The following is a 22123-nucleotide window of genomic DNA, read 5'->3' as shown; positions in this document are numbered from 1 at the left end:
TGAGGCTTGACCATAAAAAATTCTTAGAGAGGGGGGTGGGTTTCCCACCCCCCGATCATAAACTGCTAGCAGTCAAAACCTACAAATCACGAAGATGCAATTGTAGAGAAATATATTGCGAGAGCCGTAGAGGTTCGAGCTAAGAGTTTCTCTGTGGCTATGCCGAGAGGGTCACACCCGTTCCCATCCCGAACACGGAAGTTAAGCCTCTCAGGGCCGATGGTACTGCACTGGTAACGGTGTGGGAGAGTAGGTCGCCGCAGGGAATTTAATAGAAAAGCCCCGTCAGGATTTCCTGACGGGGCTTTTCCGCGTCTGCTATAGGCCCTTTTTCCACTTCCGCTATGCCTGCCTCTGTGCCATCGGGCAGTTGGCAGCAGGCCCGAAGATGGTGCCGAAGTTAAAATAGGAATCTCTGAAACAGTGCCCTGCTTTTCTCTGACACTCCTCCAGTTTGTCGCAGTCGTAACAAGCAGACCCCTTGAACTTCTCCCTGGGAGGATAGGCGAAGTTCAGCAGGCACTCACTATTCCAGACTTCAAGCAGCGACTGGGTCGATACGTCCCCCACAAAGAAAGATTCATCCTGTGGCACCGTGTCACAGAGGACCACTTTCCCATCCGGAGTTACCGTCATACTGATACGGCCGCCGGCACACTGCATCCGACTTTTCCAGTAGCTGATCTTACCTGAACTTTCGTCACCTATGTCCACTGATATCTCTATCGGTCCCGGTTGGAATACCGATGCCGATTCCATACACTGTTCGGCGCCACGCGCGGGACCAATGCCGATTGTGCTAAGGTTGATCTCCGGAAAGTCGAATCTTGCCTTCTGGCACTGTTGGGCAATTGAAAACTTGTCATGGCTGCTCAAAGATAAGTTGCCGTTATGCTGATGATACACTTTCGCGTAGGCCGCGACTGTTATCTGCGTAACTCCCATCTCTGCCAGCTGTTTGATCCATGGATATATTCGCGAGGCATTGACCGGCGTAGCCACGGCTTTGACTCGAAAGTTGAACCCTCGTGCTTGCAGATTCCTGATGCTTTGGACTGACTTGCTGACATGAACGCTCTTGTGAGCTGATCCTTCGTCCGGCCCGTCGATAGTCAGCTGTATCTCGCGCAGATACTGATTGATGGGGTTGGTCATTCCTACCTCTACCAGCCGGTCTGCGATTTCTTCTGTGATGCAGCATTTGGTCGGAAGCTGAAACAGCATATCCTTCGCAATTAGTTCGCCGATCAGTACCAAGGCTTCCTTTCTGTATAGCGGATCTCCTCCGGAAAGAGTCACCTGCTCTATACCCAGGGTTTTGGCTTCCCCTATGATCTCCTTCCATCGCTTTGCAGGGAGTAATGTATTCTCCGGCAGGTAACGACGCTGCGCTTGGCAATACCTGCAGTTGGTCTCGCATTCGTTTGAGAACATCAGGTTCAACGACAGCGGTGCTGCCGGCCTTTTCTGCTCCTGCGGCTCCGACATGTTTGAGGCGAACCGCAACGGGTCCATTTTGACCACGAAGGGTTCGAGTTCGGGTGTCATGTCGACTACGGCGTCACATTCCTTATTTGTGGCAACGATCACTTTGGTCACGAATTCTTTAGCAGCTTCGAGATTCTCAAATCCGTGGGCGTACTGGACGATCAGGCACAGGTGCCTGAAGGCGAGGCGCCCATCCATGAGGGAAAGCGTCGCTCCCACCGCCGGTGAAACCAGGGAATAATCGCTTTGTTCAGCTGCATATCTGCTGAGTAAAGTCCAGTCGCCGTTTCGTTTTAGCCGCCAGTAGGGCGATATCACCGGCGTTGAGGTATCTGTGATCTCGACATCCTTGCCCAGCACGGAACATTGCAGTTGCATGTGGTTCCTCCTTGCCTGCTGCAGTATCTACTTTTCAGTATAGCGAGCTGAAAAGGCTTGAAAATGCGCACGAACGCACACCAGTCTATAACAAGGTTAAAAACTGTCAATGTTCCAATTTTAAAATAGGCTTTATGGTGGGCACGCTGCACCTCATCTTTACGATGAACGATCTACTCCCGATAATGCTGTAGCAGGCGGCGCGAGATAGCTGGAGCAGTGTCATGGGGCCATGGGAAAAGCGCTGTCGCGATGCTCATTGCCTGCACTTTATGAGAAAGCTTGGCTGGTGCCGGTGGTGTGTGATATTTCTTTTTGTGCGAGCAGCAACAAAAGGTGGCGGGGTGATTGGATATGACGACGGAAAGACAGATTCAACTGGAAGCTGGCTGGAAATTACACCTGCTGGAGGAGTTCCAGAAGCTTTACATGGCTGAGTTGAAGGAGTTCTTGCGCCTTGAGATTGCGCGCAAGAAGACCATCTACCCCAAGGGGAGCGAATACTTCAACGCCTTCAACTCCACCTCCTTTGACAAAGTAAAGGTGGTGGTGCTCGGGCAAGATCCCTATCACGGACCGGGCCAAGCCCATGGACTTAGCTTCTCCGTTGCGCGCGGGGTAGATATTCCGCCTTCGCTGGTGAACATCTTCAAGGAGATCCAGACGGATCTCGGGCTCCCGCAGGAGGACTTCAGGCACGGCTACCTGAAGTCCTGGGCTGACCAGGGCGTTTTGCTCCTGAACAGCGTGCTGACGGTCGAGGCTGGACGCGCCGCTTCACATCAGGCGAAGGGGTGGGAAATCTTCACCGACCGCGCCGTCTCCATACTCAACGAGAAGAAGTATCACCTAGTTTTCATGCTTTGGGGAGCCTACGCCCAGAGAAAAGGGGGCGTAATCGACGAGAAGAGGCACCTCGTCCTGAGGGCGCCGCATCCGTCGCCCCTGTCCGCTCACCGCGGTTTCCTCGGTTGCCGGCATTTCTCCCAGGCCAACGCCTACCTGGCACGGCACGGGATGGATCCTATAGATTGGCGTCTCCCCGCCTAGCGGCTGCGCGCCATCTCCCCCTGCCCGGAAGGGGAGGGGGGCTTAATACCTGAATCTGCAGATCTGCAGCCTCAGACTCTCCGAGAGCCGGTTCAACTCGTCCGCAGTCGACATGGATGCACGGTTTTCCCTGGCTGCGCCCTGGATGATCCCGGTAATCTGGTGCACGTTATTGCTGATCTCGCGGCTGGTCGCGCTCTGCTCTTCGGCGGCCGTTGCTATCTGCCCAATCTGCAGCGTCACCTCGTTGACCTGTTTCAGAATTTCCGCCAGGCTCTCCCCCGACTTGACAGAATCTTCGGCCCCCTTTGCAGCTTCCCGTGCGCTTTCGTGCATTACTTGCACTGCCCGGGCGGTCTCTTCTTGAATCGACCTTATGTTGACCTCGATCTCCTTGGTGGCGCTGGTGGTCCTTTCGGCTAAGCGGCGCACCTCGTCGGCCACAACCGCAAAGCCGCGCCCCTGCTCACCGGCGCGAGCCGCCTCTATCGCCGCGTTCAAGGCCAGGAGGTTGGTCTGGTCCGCAATGTCCTGGATGGTGCCGATGATGTCGCCGATCTGTTCCGACTTTACCCCTAGATTGCCGACGCTCTCAGAGGTGGCTCGCACCTTCTCGTTGATGAGCTTCATTCCGTCGATGGTGCGCTCGACGTCGGCGGAGCCATAGCGCGCCATCTCGCAGGCTCGCTGGGCGCTGTCGACAGCGCTCAGGCAGTTCTTGGAGATGTCCGCGGAAGTGGCAGCCATCTCCTCGCCGGCGGTCGATACGGTTTCTGTCTGCACGGCTACTGCCTCGGTGGTGTCGGCAAGCCTCTCTGTGCTGGAGTGCAGCTCGGAACTCGCGCTCGCCACGGAGTTCGCGTTGTCGGCCACCGTCTGCACGATGGTGTGGACCCGGTCGATGAACCGGTTGAAATAGCGGCTGGCGGCACCTATCTCATCGCCGGATTCGTTAAGGCGATGGGTGAGGTCACCGTCCCCTTCCGCTACATTCTGCAGAGTCCTGATCAACTCTCGCAGCGGCATCAGTGCCTTGTGCAGGGCCAGGTAGCCCGCCAGCGCCAGGGCGCCGCCGAGCAGTGCGGACAGCGCGAGGATCAGGTATTTCAGTCTCTCGAATACTGCCAGGTACTCGGACTTTTTCTCGCCCACGAAAAGAGCGCCGATCACCTTGCCGCCGCCGTCTTTGAGGGGGAGATAGGAGGCGAAGTGCGGAACCCCCAGGATGCTTGCCTCCCCCTGGTAGGTAGCCGCGCGATCGACGACTGCCTCGCGCGCAGGTCCCTGGAGCCTGGTGCCGACCGCGCGGGAGCCGTCCTCCTTCTTGATCGTGGTCGCGACCCGGACGTCGTCCCTGAAGATGGTCGCCTCCCCCCCGAAGATCTCTTTCATCCTGTCGGTCAGGGCGTTGTCGCCGTCCAGCGTCACACCGTTTGCCTGCAGCTTGCCGTCCACCAAGACTATGCTGCCATCGCTTTTGCCGATAAGTTCGCGGAAAGCCATGATCCTCGAGGCTAGTGAAACGTTGACCTGGCGCGTGATCTCCTTCCTGGTGACGTAGAGAGAAATAGCCGAAGTGGTGATGGTCGCGATGAGCACCATGCCCACGTTGCTGATCAGAATCTTCTTGCTTATGTTCATGCTGGTCCCTTTGTTGCGCGTGTTTGTGATGGTGACAACGGAAGCTTCGAAAAGACCTATCGGGGATAGCGGAGCAATCTTTAGAAAAAGTATACGGGTCGATGTATACACAATCACTGCATTCTTCAGCGGAGAGGTGAAGTGGTAAGACCGCGGCCAAGGACGGACTTCCTCCCACTGAAGCAGCAAGAAGAATTACTGTCATAGCCGATAAAGAAATTCACTTGCAGTTGTCTCAGGCGATTAGCTATACTCTTAGAAAAGGGAGCCACACTTACAAAAAGGAGGTTGGCTATGAAAGCTTTAGCTACTAAATTGGCCGTGTTCACGGCCGTTACTCTCATATCGGCGCTCCCGGTACTTGCCGGTGAAAACGGTATGGGGATGAGTTCAGGAGACAACTTTCAGAAGGATGAATGCCTGCTGGTGGCCCAGACATGCCGTGACAGCGTTGACACTATTCAACAGAGGATAGACAGGCTCAGCAAAGAGATCGGCAAGGGGACCAGTGTCTACAACCGGGACGAGCTGAAGCGTCTAAATTCCCAGCTGCAAGACGCAACGCGTACGCTGGAGATGCTGATCAGTAACGGCGCCTGAAAGAGAGTGCCGGAAGTTGCATGACAAGAGATGGGGGCCGCCGGCCTCCATCTTTTTTTTTAGGGATCGGGGGAGTTACGGCGCGGTCTGCGCTTCGGACTTGAAAGCGGAAAAGGCCTGCAGCAACTGAAGGAAAAGGGCTTCAAGAGGCTCAGCATCCTCTGCCTTGGCTGCGGACTCCATCCTCGCGGCGAGTTCGCGCATCACGGGCGCTCCCATGTTGGCGGATGTTCCGGCTATGGTGTGGGCACGGTAATAGACTGCGGCAAGATCCCGGTCCGAGACCGCCTCCTTCAGTTGATCCAGGTGCTCGGTTGCCGCCGTGATGAATTTCACCACGAACATCCCCACCGCTTCCTCTTCCCCCCCCAGGCGCTCCAGGAGGTCGGCCCGGTCGAAGGCCGGCATAGGTGCTGCTTCGGGCACCGGTGAGGGAGTGGCTGCGGACCCGGAGGAGTGGAGAGCGTCGGAGGTGGCCACCTTCCGGATCATGGAGGCGATTTCCCGTTCCCGTACCGGCTTCGACAGATAGCTGTCCATGCCGGCACCGGTACAGATGGTGATGTCCTCCTTCATCGCATTGGCGGTCATAGCGCAGATGTGGACCCGCCACCCGGTCCCTTGCTCGCGGCTCCTGATGATCCGGGTCGCTTCCAGCCCGTCCATGACCGGCATCTGAACATCCATGAAGATGAGGTCGAAGCTCTCCTGTTCCCACTTTTCTACGGCCTCTTGTCCGTTTTGCGCGGTGGAGATCTGGTGGTTGCCTGTTTTGGCGATGAGCTTCGCGGAGATCAGCTGGTTGAGCGGTACGTCGTCCACCACGAGGATCTTCAACTCACGCTCGACCTTCTCGCCCGGCGCTTCGCCCTCTTCCTCGGCGGGACGCTCGCCGGCTTTCGGCTGATTCATCTCGATACTGAAGCTGAAAACGCTCCCTTTTCCCAGCGCGCTTTGCACGCTCAGCTCCCCCCCCATCAGCTCGACCAGGCTTTTGCTGATGGAAAGCCCCAACCCGGTCCCGCCGTAGAGGCGGGTGGTGGAGCTGTCGGCCTGGGAGAATTTCTCGAAGATGACTTCCATAGCTTCCGGGGCTATGCCGATACCGGTGTCGGCGACGGAGAACTTCAAAGCGACGCCGTTTTCTCGGCTCCCCGCCAAGGCGGCAGACAGGGTGATGCTCCCTTTCTGGGTGAATTTGAGAGCGTTTCCCAGGAGGTTCGCAAGTACCTGCCGGAGTCGAACCGGGTCCCCCAGCACCAGTTCAGGAAGCCCCGGGTCCGCCTCCAACTGGACCCGGACTCCTTTTTCCTGGCCGCGGAGCACGAACGGTTGCAGCGAGCGGTCCAAAAAGCGCCTCAGGTCGAAGACGATGGCCTCCAGCGTTATCATGCCGGCTTCGACCTTGGAGACGTCGAGGATCTCATTGATGATGGTGAGGAGGTTTTCTGCACAATCGGAAAGGGACTCCATGTAGCCTTGCTGCACCTGGTCGAGCGGCGTCTCCATCAGCAGCTTGGCTAGGCCGATCACCCCGTTCATCGGCGTCCTGATCTCGTGGCTCATGTTGGCCAAAAAGACGCTCTTTGCCGCGGTGGCGGCCTCGGCCTTGACCAGCGCTTCTTCAAGTTCGGTAGTGCGCTGGGCGACCTTCATTTCCAGATTCTGCATGTGTTCCTGGAGCATGTCGTAGAGCTCGGAGTTTTCCACCGCATAAGCCGTGTTGATCAATATGCTGCTCAGGGCGTTGAGGGTGGAGACCTCGGCGCTTAGGTGGCTGCCGGGAAGTATCCCCACGAACATCCCCCTGATGCGGCTGTTGGTGGCGAGAACGTGCAGCACGAGCGTATCGGTGCCGGTGAGCGTCGGCACCACCACGGGGTGGTTTTGGTTGACGGCCCAGGCGAAGGTGCCGTCCTGCACCCGCGCATCGACCTCGTTCATGACCTCGCCACAGGAGAATTCGGGGTCGCAGACGGTGAGGCTGAAGGAAGCGTCCGCTTCGATGCCGAGCATGCCGAGAGCGGTGAAAGGTATCAGCCGCTTCAACTGGCCGAAGACCGCCTTGATCACGAAGGAGGGTTCCTTCTGACGGTAGATGTCCGACTGGAAGTCGCTGCATGCGGTGAGCACGTCGAGCGTCTTCAGGTAGTTCAGGTTGGTTTCCTCGAGGAAGTTCACCCTCTCCTGAAGCTTACGGACCTGCGTCTGTGCGCTCTCATTGCGATGCATCTTCACTCCCGAACAGCACCGATACGGTCTGTTCATAGGTGCTGTCCACCTGTTTAACCAGTGTGGGAAGGAAGTAGCAGGAGATCTGCAGCCGGTCCCACACCCCATGGTCCAGTTCGGGCACGAAGATCTCGCCGCTGTTGCCAAGCTGCAGGGCGTGGGCGATGATGTCGGCTATGTGGAGTATGGAGCTTTCGCGCGGGTATTGATCGCCCAGGCGGCAGTCGTGATGGGCGCCGACCGGTTCGGCCACCCGGGGGGGGATCTTCCATTTTTTCAGCAGGGCCCCCCCGACGTCGGCGTGGTCGAAGCCGAACTTCTCGCGCTCCGCGCGGTGCAAGAGGGCCTCCGTCGCCCGGCACTGTTCCATGAGCTGCAGGCAGATCCCCGGCACCCGGACGTACATCACCAGCCGGCCGATATCGTGGAGGATACCGGCGACGAAGAAGCGCTCCAGGTTAGCCTCGCGCTGGCTGGTGGCAAGAATACGCGCCGCGAGCCCGGTGGCGATGCTGTGCTTCCAGAACTGCTCCATGTTGACCAGGTCCTCGGGGATCCCCTTGAAGACGTCCATGACCGAGAGGGCCAGCGCCAGGTCGCGCACCTGAAGCACCCCGATGATGGTGACTGCCTGGGTGATGGTGTCTATCTTAGAGAAGTAGCCGAACAGGGGGCTGTTGGCGAGCTTGAGTATCCTGGCGGTAAGCCCCTGGTCCTCGGAGATGATCTTGGCGATGTCCCCGATGGAACTGCGGGGGTGGTCGATCGCCTCCGATAGTTGCGAGTAAAACATGGGAAGGGAATGTATGGTGGAAACGTCCTCCACCATGTGCTCCACCGAGGAATGCGGCTTACGATGCACTGGCAGCCCTCCTTTCGGTGCAAAGACGCAGCAGCTCCTTCACCGCGGGATGCTCCGGGTCGTTGTGTACGAACAGCCTCTCCACCTCGGCTCGCGCCTGGCGTAAAAGCTCGGGGTCCACCTCCTCGTGCTGAGGCACCTCGGCGTCCTCGGCGATCCCTTCGCCTACGATCTCGACCTCGAGCACCCCCCACATCCTGAAGATCGAGAAATGCTTGTCGGTAAGCTCCGCTCCGGTCGGAAGCAGCATCCTGCCGCTGCGGTCGCAGACGTTGCGGCTTAAAACCATGCCGGGGGCCAGGTTGTCGATGTGGACAACTGCCAAGAAGACCTCCTTTGTTGCACCTGCTCGCGGGGGGGCGCGTTCTCATGAATTGAGCTGCTACTTGCGTATCGGTGCTTGTTGCGGTTTCTTTAGTTCCCGGACCACCTTCCGGCAGGAAGGCGGCAAAAAAGCGGGTCCGGCACCGCCGCCCCTGGCCCCGGCGAGGAACTCGTGGGATAGGGCGCTATGGGGTTGACATGGACCCCAACCCCGGTCTTTAATAGGCGATGTCCAAACTCACTCATGAAGATCCTCGTTCCTCGAAAGCCACTTTCTGGCTGATACTGACCACCTTCTTCTGGGGGGGCAGTTTCATCTTCAACAAGATCGGCTTCCGGGAGATCCCGCCGGTCACCTTTTTGTTCTTCCGCTTCGCCCTGGCCACGCTGCTCATGGCGGCGATCTGCCTGCCGCGCCTGAAGCGCTTCAACCGTAATGTCCTGACAAAGGGGCTCATAGTCGGAGCCGCTCTCGCCGCCACCAACCTCTCCTTCGTCCTCGGGGTGAGCGGCACCAGCGTCTCGCGCGCGGGATTTCTTAACAACCTGTTCGTGCTCATCATCCCCTTGCTTTGCTTCGCCTTCTGGCGCGAGCGCTTCGACCGCTGGACCGCGACCGGGCTCTTCCTGGCTCTTGCCGGCCTGTGGCAGCTGGCCCAGGGCGGGGTGGAAGGATTCAACAAGGGGGACCTGCTCTCCACCCTGTGCGCGCTCTTCATCGCCTTGCACATCATTTCGGTGTCGAAGCTTTTGCGGGACGAAGACGTCTACCTGTTGAGCCTGGTGCAATTCGCCACGGTCACGGCGGTAGGGGGCCTGCTGTTCCTGGTGCTCCCGGCGCCTCCTTTTGCTATCGGCCCGGTCTCGGGCGGGTCGCTCGTTTACTGCGCCATCTTCCCGACCGTGATCTGTTTCACCCTGCAAAACACCTATCAGCGCTACACCACCCCCACCAAGGCTGGGCTCATCTACACCATGGACCCGGTCTGGAGCATGCTGGGGGGGACGCTGATCCTGGGGGAGCGGCTGACCGCGGGGGAGTGGCTCGGCTGCTCCCTCATCTTTGCCTCCGTCGTCCTTCCCCTTTCGATCAAACGCCTGCGTGAGCGGCACCTGGGGATCGACTACCGCGCCGAAGGCGCAGCTGCCGACTAGGCAGGATGCGCCGCAGGTCTCTTTTGTTGACTTCGCTACATTCTCGGATACCCTCGCGCAGGTATTTCATCTCGACTTTTTAAGGAGGGGGCATGCCCGAACTGCCGGATCTCACCATCTACGCGGAAAACCTGGCCCGGAAGCTGACCGGGAAGAAAATCGCGACGGTTTCCTTCCACGGCAGGGGGCGTCTGAACGTCGCTCCCGATGAACTCTCCGCCGCGCTCACAGGTGCAAAGCTCACTGCCGTGCGCAGGACGGGAAAGCAGGTTTCTTTCCAGGTCGACAACGGCGCCATGCTGCGGGTTCACCTCATGCTGACCGGCGGCTTCGTGCTGACCAAGGCTGAGCAGCTGGACTGCCTGGAGGCGCCGGTGGTGACCGTCACCTTCAGCGACGGTTCCGCGCTCGCGGTTTCGGATCCCAAGGGGTGGGCGACGCTGACATTGAACCCGCAGCCTGAGCGGGAGGCGCCGGACGCGTTGGACCTCCGCGCCGATCAGTTGCAGCAGCTGTGCGCGAAGAAGCCGAAGGCGCTGATCAAGGCTCTGCTCCTGGACCAGTCGTTCATCGGCGGCATCGGCAACGCCTACGCGGACGAGATCCTGTGGGAGGCGCGCATCTCCCCCAAATCGGCGGCAGGAAAGCTTCCCCCCGAGGCGGTCTTGGCGCTGGCGCGGGCCATTCCCGCCGTTCTCAAGGACGCCATAGCGGAACTCCGCAAACGCCACCCGGACATGGTCGCCGGCGAGTACCGAGAGTTTCTCAAGGTGCACCGCCCCGGCCTGAAGCAATCCCCCACGGGGGCGTCCGTCATCAAGGAGAACATCTCCTCTAAGCAGACCTACTACACCGACGAACAGCAGCTCTACAGATAAGAACCCAAGGGGCGCGGGGTATCCCCGCCGCCCCCGAACGCTGCATAGCCGCCCCTTTATCCTCTTTTGCCCGCCGCCTGGCTCAGCTAATCCTTTCCCGTATTCCTTCGCCTGCACCTGCCGGACCGATACCCTCGCTCTTTGCCGAGCAGAACTTTCGCGTCTGTTTTCCGTGATGGATTGGATTCAACTTTCCGGATCCTCTGCGTTGACAACAAGAGAAAGCCGGATACTTTTAGACAGTTAGTTTTTGCTAATGTTGCATCAAAACCACCGGCTACGGCCAAAAAGGGGAGAAAAAACATGAAAAAGTTTCTGTGGATGGCGGTCGTTTCTCTGTTTGCGTTGAGCATGGCAATCCCCGCACTCGCGGCGGAGAAGGTGTCCAAGTCCGACAAGGCGTTCGTGAAGGATGCAGCCAGCGGCGGGATGATGGAGGTCGAGGCGGGACGCCTGGCCCAGCAGAAGGGGGCTTCCCAGGAGATCAAGGACTTCGGTCAGATGATGGTCACCGACCACGGCAAGGCCAACGATGAATTGGATAGCATCATTTCCAAGAAGCAACTGAAAAAGCCGGCCAAGATGGACGCCAAGCACAAGAAGATGGTCGACCAGCTAAACGCCCTGTCCGGCGCCGAGTTCGACAAGAAATACGCCAAGGAAATGGTCAAGGACCATGAGAAGGACGTGGCGAAGTTCAAAAAGGCGAGCACAAGGGTGAAGGATCCAGAACTGAAAGGGTGGGTGGACAAGACCTTGCCGGTCCTCGAACAGCACCTGCAGCACGCAAAGGACATGGCCAAGAAGCTCGGGGTCGAGAAATAACGGCGCCTCCAGCAGCTGCAAGAACAGCGATGGGGCTTCGGGAAAACCCGAAGCCCCATTTTTGCGCCCGGCGATTATCAATCCTGCGTCCGTCCGTAGCAGATCGTCATCTCGGCGAGACGGGAGGCGACCTCTCCAAGATCGGCTGGCGGGATCCTCCACTCCCAATTCCCTTCAGCTTTCCCCGGCGTATTCATCCTCGATTCCCCGCCTGCTCCCAAGACGTCCTGCATCTGGATCACCGCCGTGTGCGCCACCGACCTCAGCGCCAGCCTGATCAGTTCCCAGTTCACTCCGTTCTCAGCCTGCCGCCCCAGATAGCGGAAGAGTTCTTGCCGCTCCTTATCGTCGGCGCCATGGTACCACCCGGTGACGGTGGCGGTGTCGTGGGTGCCGGTGTAGGCCACGCTGTTGCGGGGGTGGAGGTGCGGCAGGTTGCTCTTTTCCTGCGCCTCCTTCTGGAACCCCAAGAGGAGCACCTTCATCCCGGGGATGGCGTGCCGTGCCATGGTCTCCCTGACCTCGGCGCCGATGGTCCCCAGGTCTTCGGCGATTACCGGGAAGAGGGGATAGTGCTGCAGCATGGCGTTGAAAAATTCCTGCGTCGGGGTTTGCTGCCAGCTCCCCCTGAGCCCGTTTTGCTCCCCTGCCGGGACCTCCCAATAGGAGATCAGGCCGCGGAAATGGTCGATCCTCACAAAGTCGTACTGCCTGAACAGGTAGTGAAAGCGCCTGATCCACCAGTTGAAACCGTTACGCTTCAGCCCGTCCCAGTCGTAGACCGCGCAGTTGAAGAGCTGCCCTTCGGCGCTGAAGGCATCGGGGGGGCTCCCGGCGAGCACGTACGGCTTTTTCCGCTCATCGACCTTGAACAGTTCCGGATTGGTCCAGATGTCCACGGCATCGTAGTTCATGAACATGGGGAAGTCGCCGATGATCCGGATCCCCTTGCCGTTGCAGTAGTTCTTCAGCAGGTGCCACTGCTTGAAGAAGAGGTACTGCAGGAACTTCTCCAGCTCTACCTCGTCCCAGAGCTCTTCGCGCAGCAGCTGCACCTTCTCGCTGTTGCGGTTGATGAGTTCCTGCGGCCATTCGGTCAGCGGGGCATTGCCGAGATGATCGCTGAGCGCGGTAAAGAGGGCATGGTCCTCAAGCCACATCGAGTTGCCCCGGCAGAACCTGGCGTAGTCCTCAGGCACCCCCCCCTTCTGGAAGCGGGTGTGCGCCCGCTGGAAAAGCTGCCGCTTGAAACGCGAAGCGGCCTGGTAATCCACCCGGTGTTCCGGGAAGCGGGGACGGTCCTCCACCTCCTGCTGCGTCAGGAGCCCCTCCGCCGCCAGCAACTCAGGGCTGATCAGGGCGGTATTACCGGCGCAGGAGGAGAGGGAGCTGAAGGGGGAGTCGAAATACCTCTTGTTGGTGGGGTTGAGCGGCAGGATCTGCCAGTAGCTCTGTTTTGCCTCGCACAGGAAATCGGCGAACCCGTAGGCGCCGGCGCCAAAGTCTCCTATGCCGAATGGGGAGGGGAGGGAAGTGATGTGACAGAGAATCCCGCTACCGCGCTTTTTCATAAATCCTCCCGTAGAAAAGCCCCACCTGCGTGGAACAGGTGAGGCTTTGTGGATGATTCCGGCGTCACTGACGGTGCTCCCCTAACCGGAGGCTAGAGCACCCGCAGGAAGGCGACCAGATTCGTCTCCTCCTCAGCGGAAAGCTTGAGCCCGAGCACCAGGTTGAAGAACTTCACCGTGTCCTCCAGGGTGAGGCAACGACCGTCATGCATGTACGGCGGGCTTTCCTTGATCCCCCTCAGGGTGAAGGTTTTGATGGGGCCATCGCCCGGCTCGCGGGTGAAGTGCTCCATCTGCAGGTCGTGCATCTGGTGGTCCAGGTAGAACGGGGCAGGGTGGCAGCTGCCGCATCTACCCTTCCCGAAGAAGATCTTCTGGCCGGATATTTCCGCCGGGGTAGCTTTCATGGGGGCCAGGTAACCGGCAGGGTCGAGTTTGGGGGCTGGAGGTACGTCGAACATGTTCTGCATCTGGGCCATGTGGCTGACCTGGACCCGGCTCAGGATGTTCATCCCTTTTTTGGCGGCGTGGATTTCGTCGCCGTTGAAGTAGGCGGTGCGCTGCTCGAATTCGGTAAAATCCTCGACCGAGCGCAGGCTGCGCTTGGACGAGTGGATCTGCTGGTTGAAGAGCCCCCTGAGGCTCACCGTGTCGAGCCGGAAGCGGCGCTCCTGGGGACGGATGTCGGGGCTTAGGTGGAACTGGGCGGTGGTGTGCCCGTTGACGTGGCAGTCGAGGCAGGCGACCCCGAGGCTGGCCTGGGAGGATTTGCGGTCGTCGGTGGGGTTGAACTCCTCCTGCGGGAAGGGGGTCACCAGCATCCGCAAGCCGTCCAACTGCACCGGGGTGAGGAGGTCCTTGAAGAGGCGGTAGAAGTTGTTGATGCTGACCACCTCGCCGCGGGAGACGTCACCCAGTTCCGGGCGGTTCTGCAGGAAGATGGCGGGTGGGAACTCGGGGAGGAAGGCATCGGGTAGGTCGAAATCGACATCGAAGCGCTGCAGCCTCGGGAACATGTCGATCTGGATCTGGGGGAAGACCTGCCCGCCGTTGACCTGCTTGGGATGAGGCAGCGGCGGGTAAGGGAAGAGGTTGCCGGACCTGATCTGCTCGGGGGACATCGCCGCCAGCTTCTCCCAGGTAGTTCCTTGGGCAAGCAGCGCAGTCGGCCCTACTGCAATGGGCTTGCCGCGCGACATCTTCACGTCAGGGGAGAGATTCGGCTTCAGGTTGTACCTCATTTCCAGAAGGCGCCTCTGAGTCGCCATCACCCTAGGCTTCTCGGCCACGTCCTTCTGGTACACCTCCTGGAAGGTGGTCATCGGCTTCTTGGCATCGAGGGGGTCGCGGTAGAAGTCGAAACCGAGAATCTTCCCCTCGTCGGGCTGGTTCTTGAAAGCCGTCGAGGCGGGTTCCGCCTTCGTTGCCGTGAACAGATCCGAGTTGTCGTGCTGGTCCTTTTGCTGTTCGGGGCGGGGCCTTGCCACCTCCCTGGGGGTCTGCGCATCCTGGACCGCGTCGTAGGGCGCCTTCCTGGCGGCCGTTTCCTGGGGCTGAGTCCAGGATCTGGTAGCCGGAATGATCAGGGCTGCTGCAAGAAAGAGTGACGAAACGAGCGCGGCGTCTTTTCTCATGTTTAGCTCCCTTTTATTGGTTGGAATATTTGAACCCGCTAATTTTTGCACAGCTCCTTTGGAAGTCAACGCCAAGTCGATGAGGGTGAGTCCACAGCCTCACTACTTGCAGTGAGGGGCGAAGCTCGCGCGGTACCGCTCCAGAGGCGGTGGAACAGCTTTGTTAGTTTTTGCAGATGTTGCCGGCAAGTTGTATACTGGACTGGTCAAAGTCCCGTCATTAAAGGAGGGGAGCTATGAAAGTCATTAAGATGAGAGCGCTCATCATACCGATGTTAGTCGCAGCCTGGTCGGTGCTATCGGCCGCAGAGGTGAGCTATGCGGACAGAGGTGGCGGCGGGGGGGGCGAGCAGGTGGCGCGCGCCGCCGGACGTAGCGGAGGTACCAGTTACGGCGGCCGCGGCGGCTATGTCGGCCGCGGTGGATACACCGGACGCGGCGGCTACTCCGGGGGCGGCTACGGTACCAGATACCTGGGACCCAGCCACAGCTACAGCCATTTCTCCGGCAGCGTCTGGATAGGCCCCGGCTTCGGGTTCTGGGATCCTTGGTATTACCCCTATTACCCGTATCCCAGTTACCGTTACTACGCTCCTCCAACAGTGGTGGTTCCGCAGGAGCCGCAGGAGTACGTTCTCCCCGAAAGCCAGCAGGAGACGGGATACTGGTATTATTGCCGGAACCCGCAGGGGTACTACCCTTACGTTGAGCGCTGCCCAAGCGGCTGGATGAAAGTGGTTCCCGACACCGTACCCCCTGGGGAAGAGCAGCAGGACAAGGAGAAGTGACATGAAAAAACATTCCAGAACAGCGGCCTGGTTGCTGCTGGCCCTCTTGGGGGTGAGCGGGTGCGCAACCGTTCCCACCGGCCCCAGCGTCAGGGTGCTGCCGGCTCCCGGTAAGTCATTCGAACAGTTCATGGCCGAGGACGCGGTCTGCAGGCGCTGGTCCGAGCAGCAACTGGGCCTGGGCCGCCAGGACACCGTCAACCAGAACACCGCAACCAGCGCAGTGGTCGGTACTGCCGTAGGTGCCGGGGTCGGTGCGCTGCTGGGCGCAGCCGGCGGCAACGCGGGGACCGGAGCGGCCATAGGAGGAGGCACGGGACTCCTGTTCGGGGCGGCCAGCGGCTCGGAATCCGGCCGGGCCTACGGTTACGAGGCGCAGCGGCTTTACGACAACACGTATGTTCAGTGCATGTACTCGAAGGGGAACCAGATCCCCGGCTCGGTGCGCAAGGTGCGCCGGGTGAGGACAGTTGCTCCTCCGCCCCCGCCCGACATGTACTCGGTCCCTCCCGATTACTACCCTGCCCGTTAGAGAGAAGGGCGCCGCGAGGCGCCCTTTCTGCTGTTTGTGAGATTGTGATGATTAAACGCTTGTGCTATCTTGGCAGGCCGCACCGCCTCCAGCATCCATAATCCCCGTTGATACCGAGGTCACCTTGCTGAACAGCATTACCAGTCACCCCCTTTTCCCGTGGATCGCAGCAGTTGCCAGCGGCATCCTCCTTTTCCTGGGCTATGCCGGCTTCGACCAGTTCTACCTGGAGTGGATCTTCCTGGTGCCGCTTTTCTGGGCCCTGCGCGACGCGCGCCCCGGGCGCGCCTTTCTCATCGGCTGGGTTGCCGGTATCGTCGGGCACGGAGGCGGCTTTTACTGGGTCATCGATATGTTCAAGCAGTTCGCCGGAGCCCCTCTCCCCTTTGCCCTAGTAGGGCTGGCGCTTCTGGCCGCGGCAAACGGCATCGTGGTTGCCGCCTGGGCCTGGGGAATAAGGGTCATCGCCGCCCGCGGCTGGCAGGTTATCTGGGTCGCCCCGGTGGTCTGGACGGCGATGGAGAAATTCTGGCCCGAGGTTTTCCCTAACTACCTCGGGGCGAGCCAGTACCGGCTGTCGCATCTGACGCAGATAGCGGACTTCGCCGGGATCCTCGGGGTGAGCTTCCTCGTGGTCTACATCAACGCAACGCTTTACTGGGTGACCGCCTGCTGGTTCGAGGACAGGCGTCTCCCCTGGCGTGCGCTGTCGGCCTTGGCGCTATCGCTTCTGTTCGTGCTGGGGTACGGGGAGGTGCGGCTTAAGGAGGTGGCGCGGCAGGTAGCTACGGCGCAGACCCTCAAGGTCGGGCTGGTACAGACCAACCGTGGTGCGGCGGACCTGCACATCGACTCCGACACCGTGTTGCAGGAGCACCGGGAGATGTCGCGGACCCTGGTGGAAAAGCAAAGGCCGGACCTGGTGGTCTGGCCGGAAGGGGTGCCGGTGAGCCTTTCCTTCCGGGAAGGGGTGCTCCCCATCGCGGCACTCGGGGACCTGGGCACCCCGCTTCTCTTCGGCGCCTGCCTGCGGGTAGCCGGCGGGATCTGCAACAGCGCCTTTCTGGTCGACGCCTCAGGGCGCATCCTGGGGAGCTACGACAAGACGGTGCTGGTTCCTTTCGGAGAGTACATACCTTTTGGTGACACCTTCCCGAGCCTCTACTCCTGGTCCCCCTACTCGAGCCGCTTCTGGCGCGGCCAGAGCGAGGAGCCGCTCCGACTGGGAAATCGCGTGCTCTCGCTCAGCATCTGCTATGAAGACATCTTCCCGCTGCACATCAGAAAACTCATGGCCGGCGGAAAGGAGAGACGCGTCCCCGAGGCGATGTTCAACCTCACCAACGACTCATGGTACGGCAACTCGACCGAACCGGTGCAGCACCTGGCGCTGGCCAGCTTCCGCTCCATAGAGAACCGCCGCTCCCTGGTACGCGTCACCAATACCGGCATATCGGCATTCGTGGATCCTGCCGGGCGCATCGTCAAGAGTACCGGGATATGGACCAAGGAGGTTCTGGTGGACAAGATCCCGCTGTTACAGGGGGGGGGCACCCCGTATTCGGTGGCCGGAGACTGGATCGGCTGGCTCTGTGCCTTACTCACTGCGTCAGCGATAACGTCGGCTTATGTCTCGATGCGTCGCCAGAGAGAAGCTGAAAAAGGGTAAACCCTGCGTTTGACTGAAAAACATAATGGACTATAGTGTCACAAGGTAAAAAAGGCATCGTCAATTCAAGTGCGGTGGCGACTGTGACTGCACCGGCCGCCCCTGAGAGCTCGAAAGAAGGATCTACGGTGAAAGTTACGGCAAAAACAGGCAAGAAAAACGCTCCGGCGTACCCCAAGGGGAACACCTCGCCGCTCGGCGCCACCGTGTCGCACGGAGGCGTTAACTTCAGCGTCTTCGCCAGGGACTGCACCGGAGTGGAACTCCTGCTCTTCGATGCTGCCGACGACGCCATTCCGTCCCGCGTCATCACCCTCGATCCGCAGCAAAACCGCACCTACCATTACTGGCACGTCTTTGTCCCCGGCATAGGAGAAGGGCAGCTTTACGGCTACCGGGTGGCCGGCCCCTTCGAACCGCAGCGCGGACGCAGGTTCGATCCCGGCAAGGTCCTGATCGATCCCTACGGCCGCGCCGTCGCAGTCCCCAAGGGGTACTGCAGGGGCGACGCCTGCCTCCCCGGGGACAACGCCGCGACCGCCATGAAGAGCGTCGTTGCCGACCCGCGCGACTACGACTGGGAGGGGGACCTTCCCCTCAAGCGCCCTTACTCCAACACCGTCATCTACGAGATGCACGTGGCCGGTTTCACCAAGGACCCTTCCTCCGGGGTCTCGGCAGACAAGCGCGGCACCTACGCCGGGCTCGTGGAGAAGATCCCCTACTTGAAGGACCTGGGGGTCACCGCGGTGGAGCTGCTGCCGGTGTTCCAGTTCGACCCCCACGACGCCCCCTTCGGGCTGGTCAATTACTGGGGGTACAGCCCCATCTCCTTCTTCGCCCCCCATGCCGGCTTCAGTTCGCGCACCGAGCCGCTGGGACCTCTGGACGAGTTCCGCGACATGGTGAAGGCGCTGCACAAGGCGGGAATAGAGGTGATCCTCGACGTGGTTTACAACCACACCTCCGAGGGTGACCACAAGGGACCTACCTTCTGCTACCGCGGCTTCGCCAACGACGTCTACTATTCGCTCGCCCCCGACGGGAGCTACATCAACCACACCGGCTGCGGCAACACCATGAACGCGAACCACCACGTGGTGCGCCGGCTTATCATCGACAGCCTGCACTACTGGGTCAAGGAGATGCACGTCGACGGCTTCCGTTTCGACCTTGCCTCCATCCTCTCCCGCGACGGCCAGGGGCGCCCGCTCAAGAACCCCCCCATCCTCTGGGACATCGAGTCGGACCCGGCGCTGGCGGGTATCAAGCTGATCGCCGAGGCGTGGGACGCAGGCGGGCTCTACCAGGTGGGGAGCTTCATCGGCGACAGCTGGAAGGAGTGGAACGGGGAGTTCCGCGACGACGTGCGCCGCTTCCTCAAAGGGGACGAAGGGGTGGTATCCCGTTTCGCGGCAAGGATGCTGGCGAGCCCGGACATCTACGGGCACCAGGAGCGCGAACCGGAGCAGAGCATCAACTTTGTTACCTGTCACGACGGCTTTACCCTGAACGACCTGGTCTCCTACAACAAAAAGCACAACGAGGCCAACGGCGAGTCCAACAGGGACGGCTCCGACGCCAACCTGAGCTGGAACTGCGGCGTTGAAGGTCCCGCCGGCGACCCGGCGGTCGAGGAGCTGCGCAACCGGCAGGTCAAGAACTTCATGGCGGTGACGCTTTTAGCCCTCGGTACCCCGATGATCCTGATGGGGGACGAGATGCGGCGCAGCCAGCAGGGTAACAACAACGCCTACTGCCAGGACAACCGCATCGGCTGGTTCGATTGGAGCCTCCACGAGCGCCACGCCGACATTTACCGCTTCACCAAGGAGATGATCAAGGCAAGGCTGATGCAGACCGGCACACTGGAGGACGCGCGGACCCTGACTCAGTTGCTGGGGCAGGCGCGCCTGGAATGGCACGGGGTCAACCTCGGGACCCCCGACTGGAGCCACGAGTCGCACAGCATTGCCCTGACGGTCTGGAGCCGCTCCCGCCACGTGGTGTTCCATTACCTGGTCAACGCGTACTGGGAACCGCTCACCTTCACGCTTCCCCCCCCGCGCAGGCTGCCGGGAGGCACCTGGTACCGCTGGATCGACACCTCTCTTCCTTCGCCCGACGACATCGTTCCCTGGGACCTTACCCCCGCGCATGCCTCGGGAAGCTACCAGCTCCCCCCGCGCAGCCTCGTGGTGCTCATCGCCAAGGCGCGCAAGGCCAAAGGGCGCTCCGCTCCCGACTGAGTTCACCCCCTTGTCCCCATCCGCTTGCCGTTACCTGCAAGGAGATCAGCATGTCCTCCACCTTTGGCACCCTCTTCAGGGTATCCACCTTTGGCGAAAGCCACTGCGCCGCGGTCGGCGCCGTGGTCGACGGCGTCCCGGCCGGGATGCAACTGCGCGAGAGCGACATCCAGCCGCAGCTGGACCGGCGCCGCCCGGGGCAGAGCGAACTCTCCACCCCGCGCGAGGAAAAGGACCTGGTGAGCATCCTCTCCGGCGTGGAGCGGGGGCTCACCCTGGGCACCCCCATCTGCCTCCTGGTGCATAACCGCGACCAGCGCCCCGGCGACTACCGGGAGATGGAGGCGGTCCCCCGCCCCTCTCATGCCGACTACAGCTACCAGATGAAATACGGCATCCGCGCCTCAAGCGGCGGCGGGCGCTCCTCCGCCCGGGAAACCATAGGGCGGGTGGCGGCCGGCGCCATAGCGGAGAAGTACCTGGCGGAGCGTTTCGGATTGGAGATCGTGGCCTGGGTGGACGGGGTAGGGGAGTTGGAGGGGGGCATGGTCGATCTGGAGGGGATCACCCGGGGACAGGTGGATGCCACAGCCGTCCGCTGCCCCAACGGTGAGGCTGCGGCGGCTATGATGCAGCTGATCGGATCGGTGCGGGACAGCAAAGACTCGGTCGGCGGCGTGGTTCGCTGTGTCTGCCGGAACCTTCCCGCAGGGCTGGGGGAGCCGGTGTTCGACAAGCTGGACGCCCTCCTCGCCCATGCCATGCTCTCGCTTCCGGCAGCCAAGGGTTTCGAGGTCGGCTCCGGGTTCGGCGGGAGCCGGATGCTGGGGAGCGCCCATAACGATCCCTTCGTGCAGAAAGAGGGACGCCTGGGTACCTCGACCAACTATTCGGGAGGGGTGCAGGGGGGAATTTCCAACGGCGAGCCGGTTCATTTCCGGGTTGCTTTCAAGCCGCCGGCGACCGTTTCCCTGCCTCAGAAAACGGCCGCCTTCGACGGCACCGAGACCGTGCTGGAAGCGAAGGGGCGCCATGACCCCTGCGTCGTCCCCAGGGCGGTCCCCATCGTGGAATCGATGGCGGCACTGGTCCTGATGGACCTGGTGCTGCGGCAGGAGTACCGCAGCAAGTAGCGCGGGGTTTAGGGCCTGCAGTTGTCCTCGGCCACGATGGCCATGCGGGAGCCGGGAGGGAGATACTCCAGCACAGTGGTCTCGCCCAAATCGGATGACCTAAGGATGGCGCCGTTTTTGTCGAAGTGGGTAACGCCGACCAAGCGACCCTCCTTCTCGGCGCAGTCGATCCGATACATGTAGCGCGACTCGTACAGCCGGGAAGGCTCCGGCAACCCGTGCAGCACCTTGAGCGCCTCCTTCTTCCCCTGGTCCGTATAGACCACACGTGTCCTTACCTGAATCATGCCGTCTCTTGCGGGGGTAGTGCCGTTTCTGTCATAGAAGAAGGCCGAATCCTGGTTCTCGTCGACCAGGACCCAGTCGGTGTCGGCGGCCACCGCCCAAGAAGCGAAGATCAGCGCCAGCAGCGAAAAGAATATAAGTGGTAGCCGCATCTTGTCACCTCCTGTAGCCGCGAGTCTCCCCTTAACGCCGGGAGTCCATCTCCTCTGCCCGTACCCTTATCTTCTGCATCTCGGATCCCAGGTCGGTCAGTATCTCGTCTTCACCCCTAACCACCCTCTGCACCTTCAACGATTTCCGCAGCAGATCCAGGTCGTACTCAAGGTAGAGCGGCGCCACTGGACTTTGTCTCGCCGTCTTCACTATCTTTCTCGCTATGAAGCCGGTGAACTGCGGGTGCTCCAGTAACTCGTGCCTCAGTTCACCGTCATAGGGACGCACCAGCACCCGTTCTTTTACCGGCTCACCGTGCAGCAGCATCTCGGAGATGAAGATGTCCTCGCCCTCCTCTGTGACGCGCGCCTCCGTGATGCCGACCAGATAACGCTCAGGGTGCTGCAGTCTGTCGATGAGCATGTTCCAGAGGGTTTTGTGCTCACAATGAACAACAACCTGCAAAGTTCTGACTAGCATGAGAGCCTCCTGATAGTGTCGTTGCTGCCCCTGATAGCTTCCCTTTTTTGCGACTACTTATTATAGAGCCCGGCAAAGCCCGGTCAAGGGGGGGCGCTTCCCACGTTGAGAGCGCCCGCAGCCGCTCCGTAGGCTCGTTGACACCCCCCTGGCCGCAGTTACAATGGGGCAGTTGTTCGGCTTGAGGCGCATCTTG

Annotated in this window: 19 protein-coding genes and 1 rRNA gene; 11 read left to right on the top strand and 9 right to left on the bottom strand. The window is 60.5% G+C overall.

Going from position 1 to position 22123, the window contains the following annotated elements; genetic code table 11:
* Positions 1-149 precede the first annotated feature (149 nt).
* Positions 150-266 (top strand): 5S ribosomal RNA (gene rrf, locus K419_RS0110610).
* A 76-nt stretch (positions 267-342) separates the two neighbouring features.
* On the opposite strand, the gene K419_RS0110605 is transcribed toward rrf, so the two are convergent.
* Complete coding sequence (locus K419_RS0110605) at positions 343-1866, bottom strand: radical SAM/SPASM domain-containing protein (RefSeq protein WP_026841568.1); 1524 nt, start codon at positions 1864-1866, stop codon at positions 343-345.
* A 354-nt stretch (positions 1867-2220) separates the two neighbouring features.
* Between K419_RS0110605 and ung the strand changes: the two genes are divergently transcribed.
* The gene (ung, locus tag K419_RS0110600) at positions 2221-2916 is read left to right on the top strand and encodes a uracil-DNA glycosylase (RefSeq protein ID WP_035497141.1); all 696 of its coding nucleotides are present in this window, start codon (positions 2221-2223) and stop codon (positions 2914-2916) included.
* A gap of 42 nt (positions 2917-2958) precedes the next feature.
* Here the strand turns inward: ung and K419_RS0110595 are convergent, their stop codons facing one another.
* Positions 2959-4557 carry a methyl-accepting chemotaxis protein gene (locus K419_RS0110595; RefSeq protein WP_026841566.1) on the bottom strand — a complete coding sequence of 533 codons (1599 nt, stop codon included), beginning with the start codon at positions 4555-4557 and terminating at the stop codon, positions 2959-2961.
* Positions 4558-4851: 294 nt separating this feature from the next.
* Between K419_RS0110595 and K419_RS0110590 the strand changes: the two genes are divergently transcribed.
* Complete coding sequence (locus tag K419_RS0110590) at positions 4852-5157, top strand: hypothetical protein (RefSeq protein ID WP_026841565.1); 306 nt, start codon at positions 4852-4854, stop codon at positions 5155-5157.
* Positions 5158-5232: 75 nt separating this feature from the next.
* On the opposite strand, the gene K419_RS0110585 is transcribed toward K419_RS0110590, so the two are convergent.
* The 3 genes from K419_RS0110585 to K419_RS0110575 are packed head-to-tail and all read right to left on the bottom strand — an operon-like array spanning position 5233 to position 8576.
* Positions 5233-7389, bottom strand: a complete 2157-nt coding sequence (locus K419_RS0110585) for an ATP-binding protein (RefSeq protein WP_026841564.1) — start codon at positions 7387-7389, stop codon at positions 5233-5235.
* Complete coding sequence (locus tag K419_RS0110580) at positions 7376-8251, bottom strand: HDOD domain-containing protein (RefSeq protein WP_026841563.1); 876 nt, start codon at positions 8249-8251, stop codon at positions 7376-7378. The genes K419_RS0110585 and K419_RS0110580 overlap by 14 nt, the downstream gene beginning before the upstream one ends.
* Positions 8241-8576 (bottom strand): hypothetical protein, encoded by a 336-nt coding sequence (locus K419_RS0110575; RefSeq protein WP_026841562.1) that lies wholly within the window; start codon positions 8574-8576, stop codon positions 8241-8243. The genes K419_RS0110580 and K419_RS0110575 overlap by 11 nt, the downstream gene beginning before the upstream one ends.
* Positions 8577-8803: 227 nt before the next feature.
* Between K419_RS0110575 and K419_RS0110570 the strand changes: the two genes are divergently transcribed.
* The 3 genes from K419_RS0110570 to K419_RS0110560 all read left to right on the top strand — a co-directional run bounded on the left by K419_RS0110570 (position 8804) and on the right by K419_RS0110560 (position 11433).
* A complete protein-coding gene (locus K419_RS0110570; RefSeq protein WP_026841561.1) occupies positions 8804-9730 on the top strand; it encodes a DMT family transporter in 927 nt (308 codons plus the stop codon).
* A gap of 92 nt (positions 9731-9822) precedes the next feature.
* Complete coding sequence (locus K419_RS0110565) at positions 9823-10608, top strand: Fpg/Nei family DNA glycosylase (RefSeq protein ID WP_026841560.1); 786 nt, start codon at positions 9823-9825, stop codon at positions 10606-10608.
* Between the two features lie 303 nt (positions 10609-10911).
* Positions 10912-11433 carry a DUF4142 domain-containing protein gene (locus tag K419_RS0110560; RefSeq protein WP_026841559.1) on the top strand — a complete coding sequence of 174 codons (522 nt, stop codon included), beginning with the start codon at positions 10912-10914 and terminating at the stop codon, positions 11431-11433.
* Between the two features lie 77 nt (positions 11434-11510).
* On the opposite strand, the gene malQ is transcribed toward K419_RS0110560, so the two are convergent.
* Positions 11511-13004: a 4-alpha-glucanotransferase gene (gene malQ / locus K419_RS0110555; protein ID WP_026841558.1), complete on the bottom strand. Its 1494-nt coding sequence runs from the start codon at positions 13002-13004 to the stop codon at positions 11511-11513.
* Between the two features lie 92 nt (positions 13005-13096).
* Positions 13097-14638 carry a hypothetical protein gene (locus K419_RS0110550; protein ID WP_026841557.1) on the bottom strand — a complete coding sequence of 514 codons (1542 nt, stop codon included), beginning with the start codon at positions 14636-14638 and terminating at the stop codon, positions 13097-13099.
* A 236-nt stretch (positions 14639-14874) separates the two neighbouring features.
* On the opposite strand from K419_RS0110550, the gene K419_RS0110545 reads away from it, so the two are divergent.
* The 5 genes from K419_RS0110545 to aroC all read left to right on the top strand — a co-directional run bounded on the left by K419_RS0110545 (position 14875) and on the right by aroC (position 21009).
* Positions 14875-15426 (top strand): hypothetical protein, encoded by a 552-nt coding sequence (locus K419_RS0110545; RefSeq protein WP_026841556.1) that lies wholly within the window; start codon positions 14875-14877, stop codon positions 15424-15426.
* 1 nt (position 15427) lies between these two features.
* Positions 15428-15958: a YMGG-like glycine zipper-containing protein gene (locus K419_RS0110540; protein WP_026841555.1), complete on the top strand. Its 531-nt coding sequence runs from the start codon at positions 15428-15430 to the stop codon at positions 15956-15958.
* A gap of 124 nt (positions 15959-16082) precedes the next feature.
* Positions 16083-17627 (top strand): apolipoprotein N-acyltransferase, encoded by a 1545-nt coding sequence (lnt, locus tag K419_RS0110535; RefSeq protein ID WP_026841554.1) that lies wholly within the window; start codon positions 16083-16085, stop codon positions 17625-17627.
* Between the two features lie 128 nt (positions 17628-17755).
* Positions 17756-19876 (top strand): glycogen debranching protein GlgX, encoded by a 2121-nt coding sequence (glgX, locus tag K419_RS0110530; RefSeq protein WP_026841553.1) that lies wholly within the window; start codon positions 17756-17758, stop codon positions 19874-19876.
* Between the two features lie 50 nt (positions 19877-19926).
* On the top strand, positions 19927-21009 hold the full coding sequence (gene aroC, locus K419_RS0110525; RefSeq protein ID WP_026841552.1) for a chorismate synthase: 1083 nt from the start codon (positions 19927-19929) through the stop codon (positions 21007-21009).
* A gap of 8 nt (positions 21010-21017) precedes the next feature.
* Here aroC and K419_RS0110520 read toward each other — a convergent pair whose 3' ends face one another.
* Together K419_RS0110520 and K419_RS0110515 are read right to left on the bottom strand one after the other, a co-directional pair.
* Positions 21018-21446 carry a surface-adhesin E family protein gene (locus K419_RS0110520; RefSeq protein WP_026841551.1) on the bottom strand — a complete coding sequence of 143 codons (429 nt, stop codon included), beginning with the start codon at positions 21444-21446 and terminating at the stop codon, positions 21018-21020.
* Positions 21447-21477: 31 nt separating this feature from the next.
* Complete coding sequence (locus K419_RS0110515) at positions 21478-21927, bottom strand: hypothetical protein (protein WP_026841550.1); 450 nt, start codon at positions 21925-21927, stop codon at positions 21478-21480.
* Positions 21928-22123 lie beyond the last annotated feature (196 nt).

Source organism: Citrifermentans bremense R1 (assembly GCF_000426865.1).
Classification (GTDB): Bacteria; Desulfobacterota; Desulfuromonadia; order Geobacterales; family Geobacteraceae; genus Geomonas; species Geomonas bremensis.
Note: the sequence above shows the minus strand (reverse complement) of the source record. Positions and strands in the feature narration are given on the sequence as shown.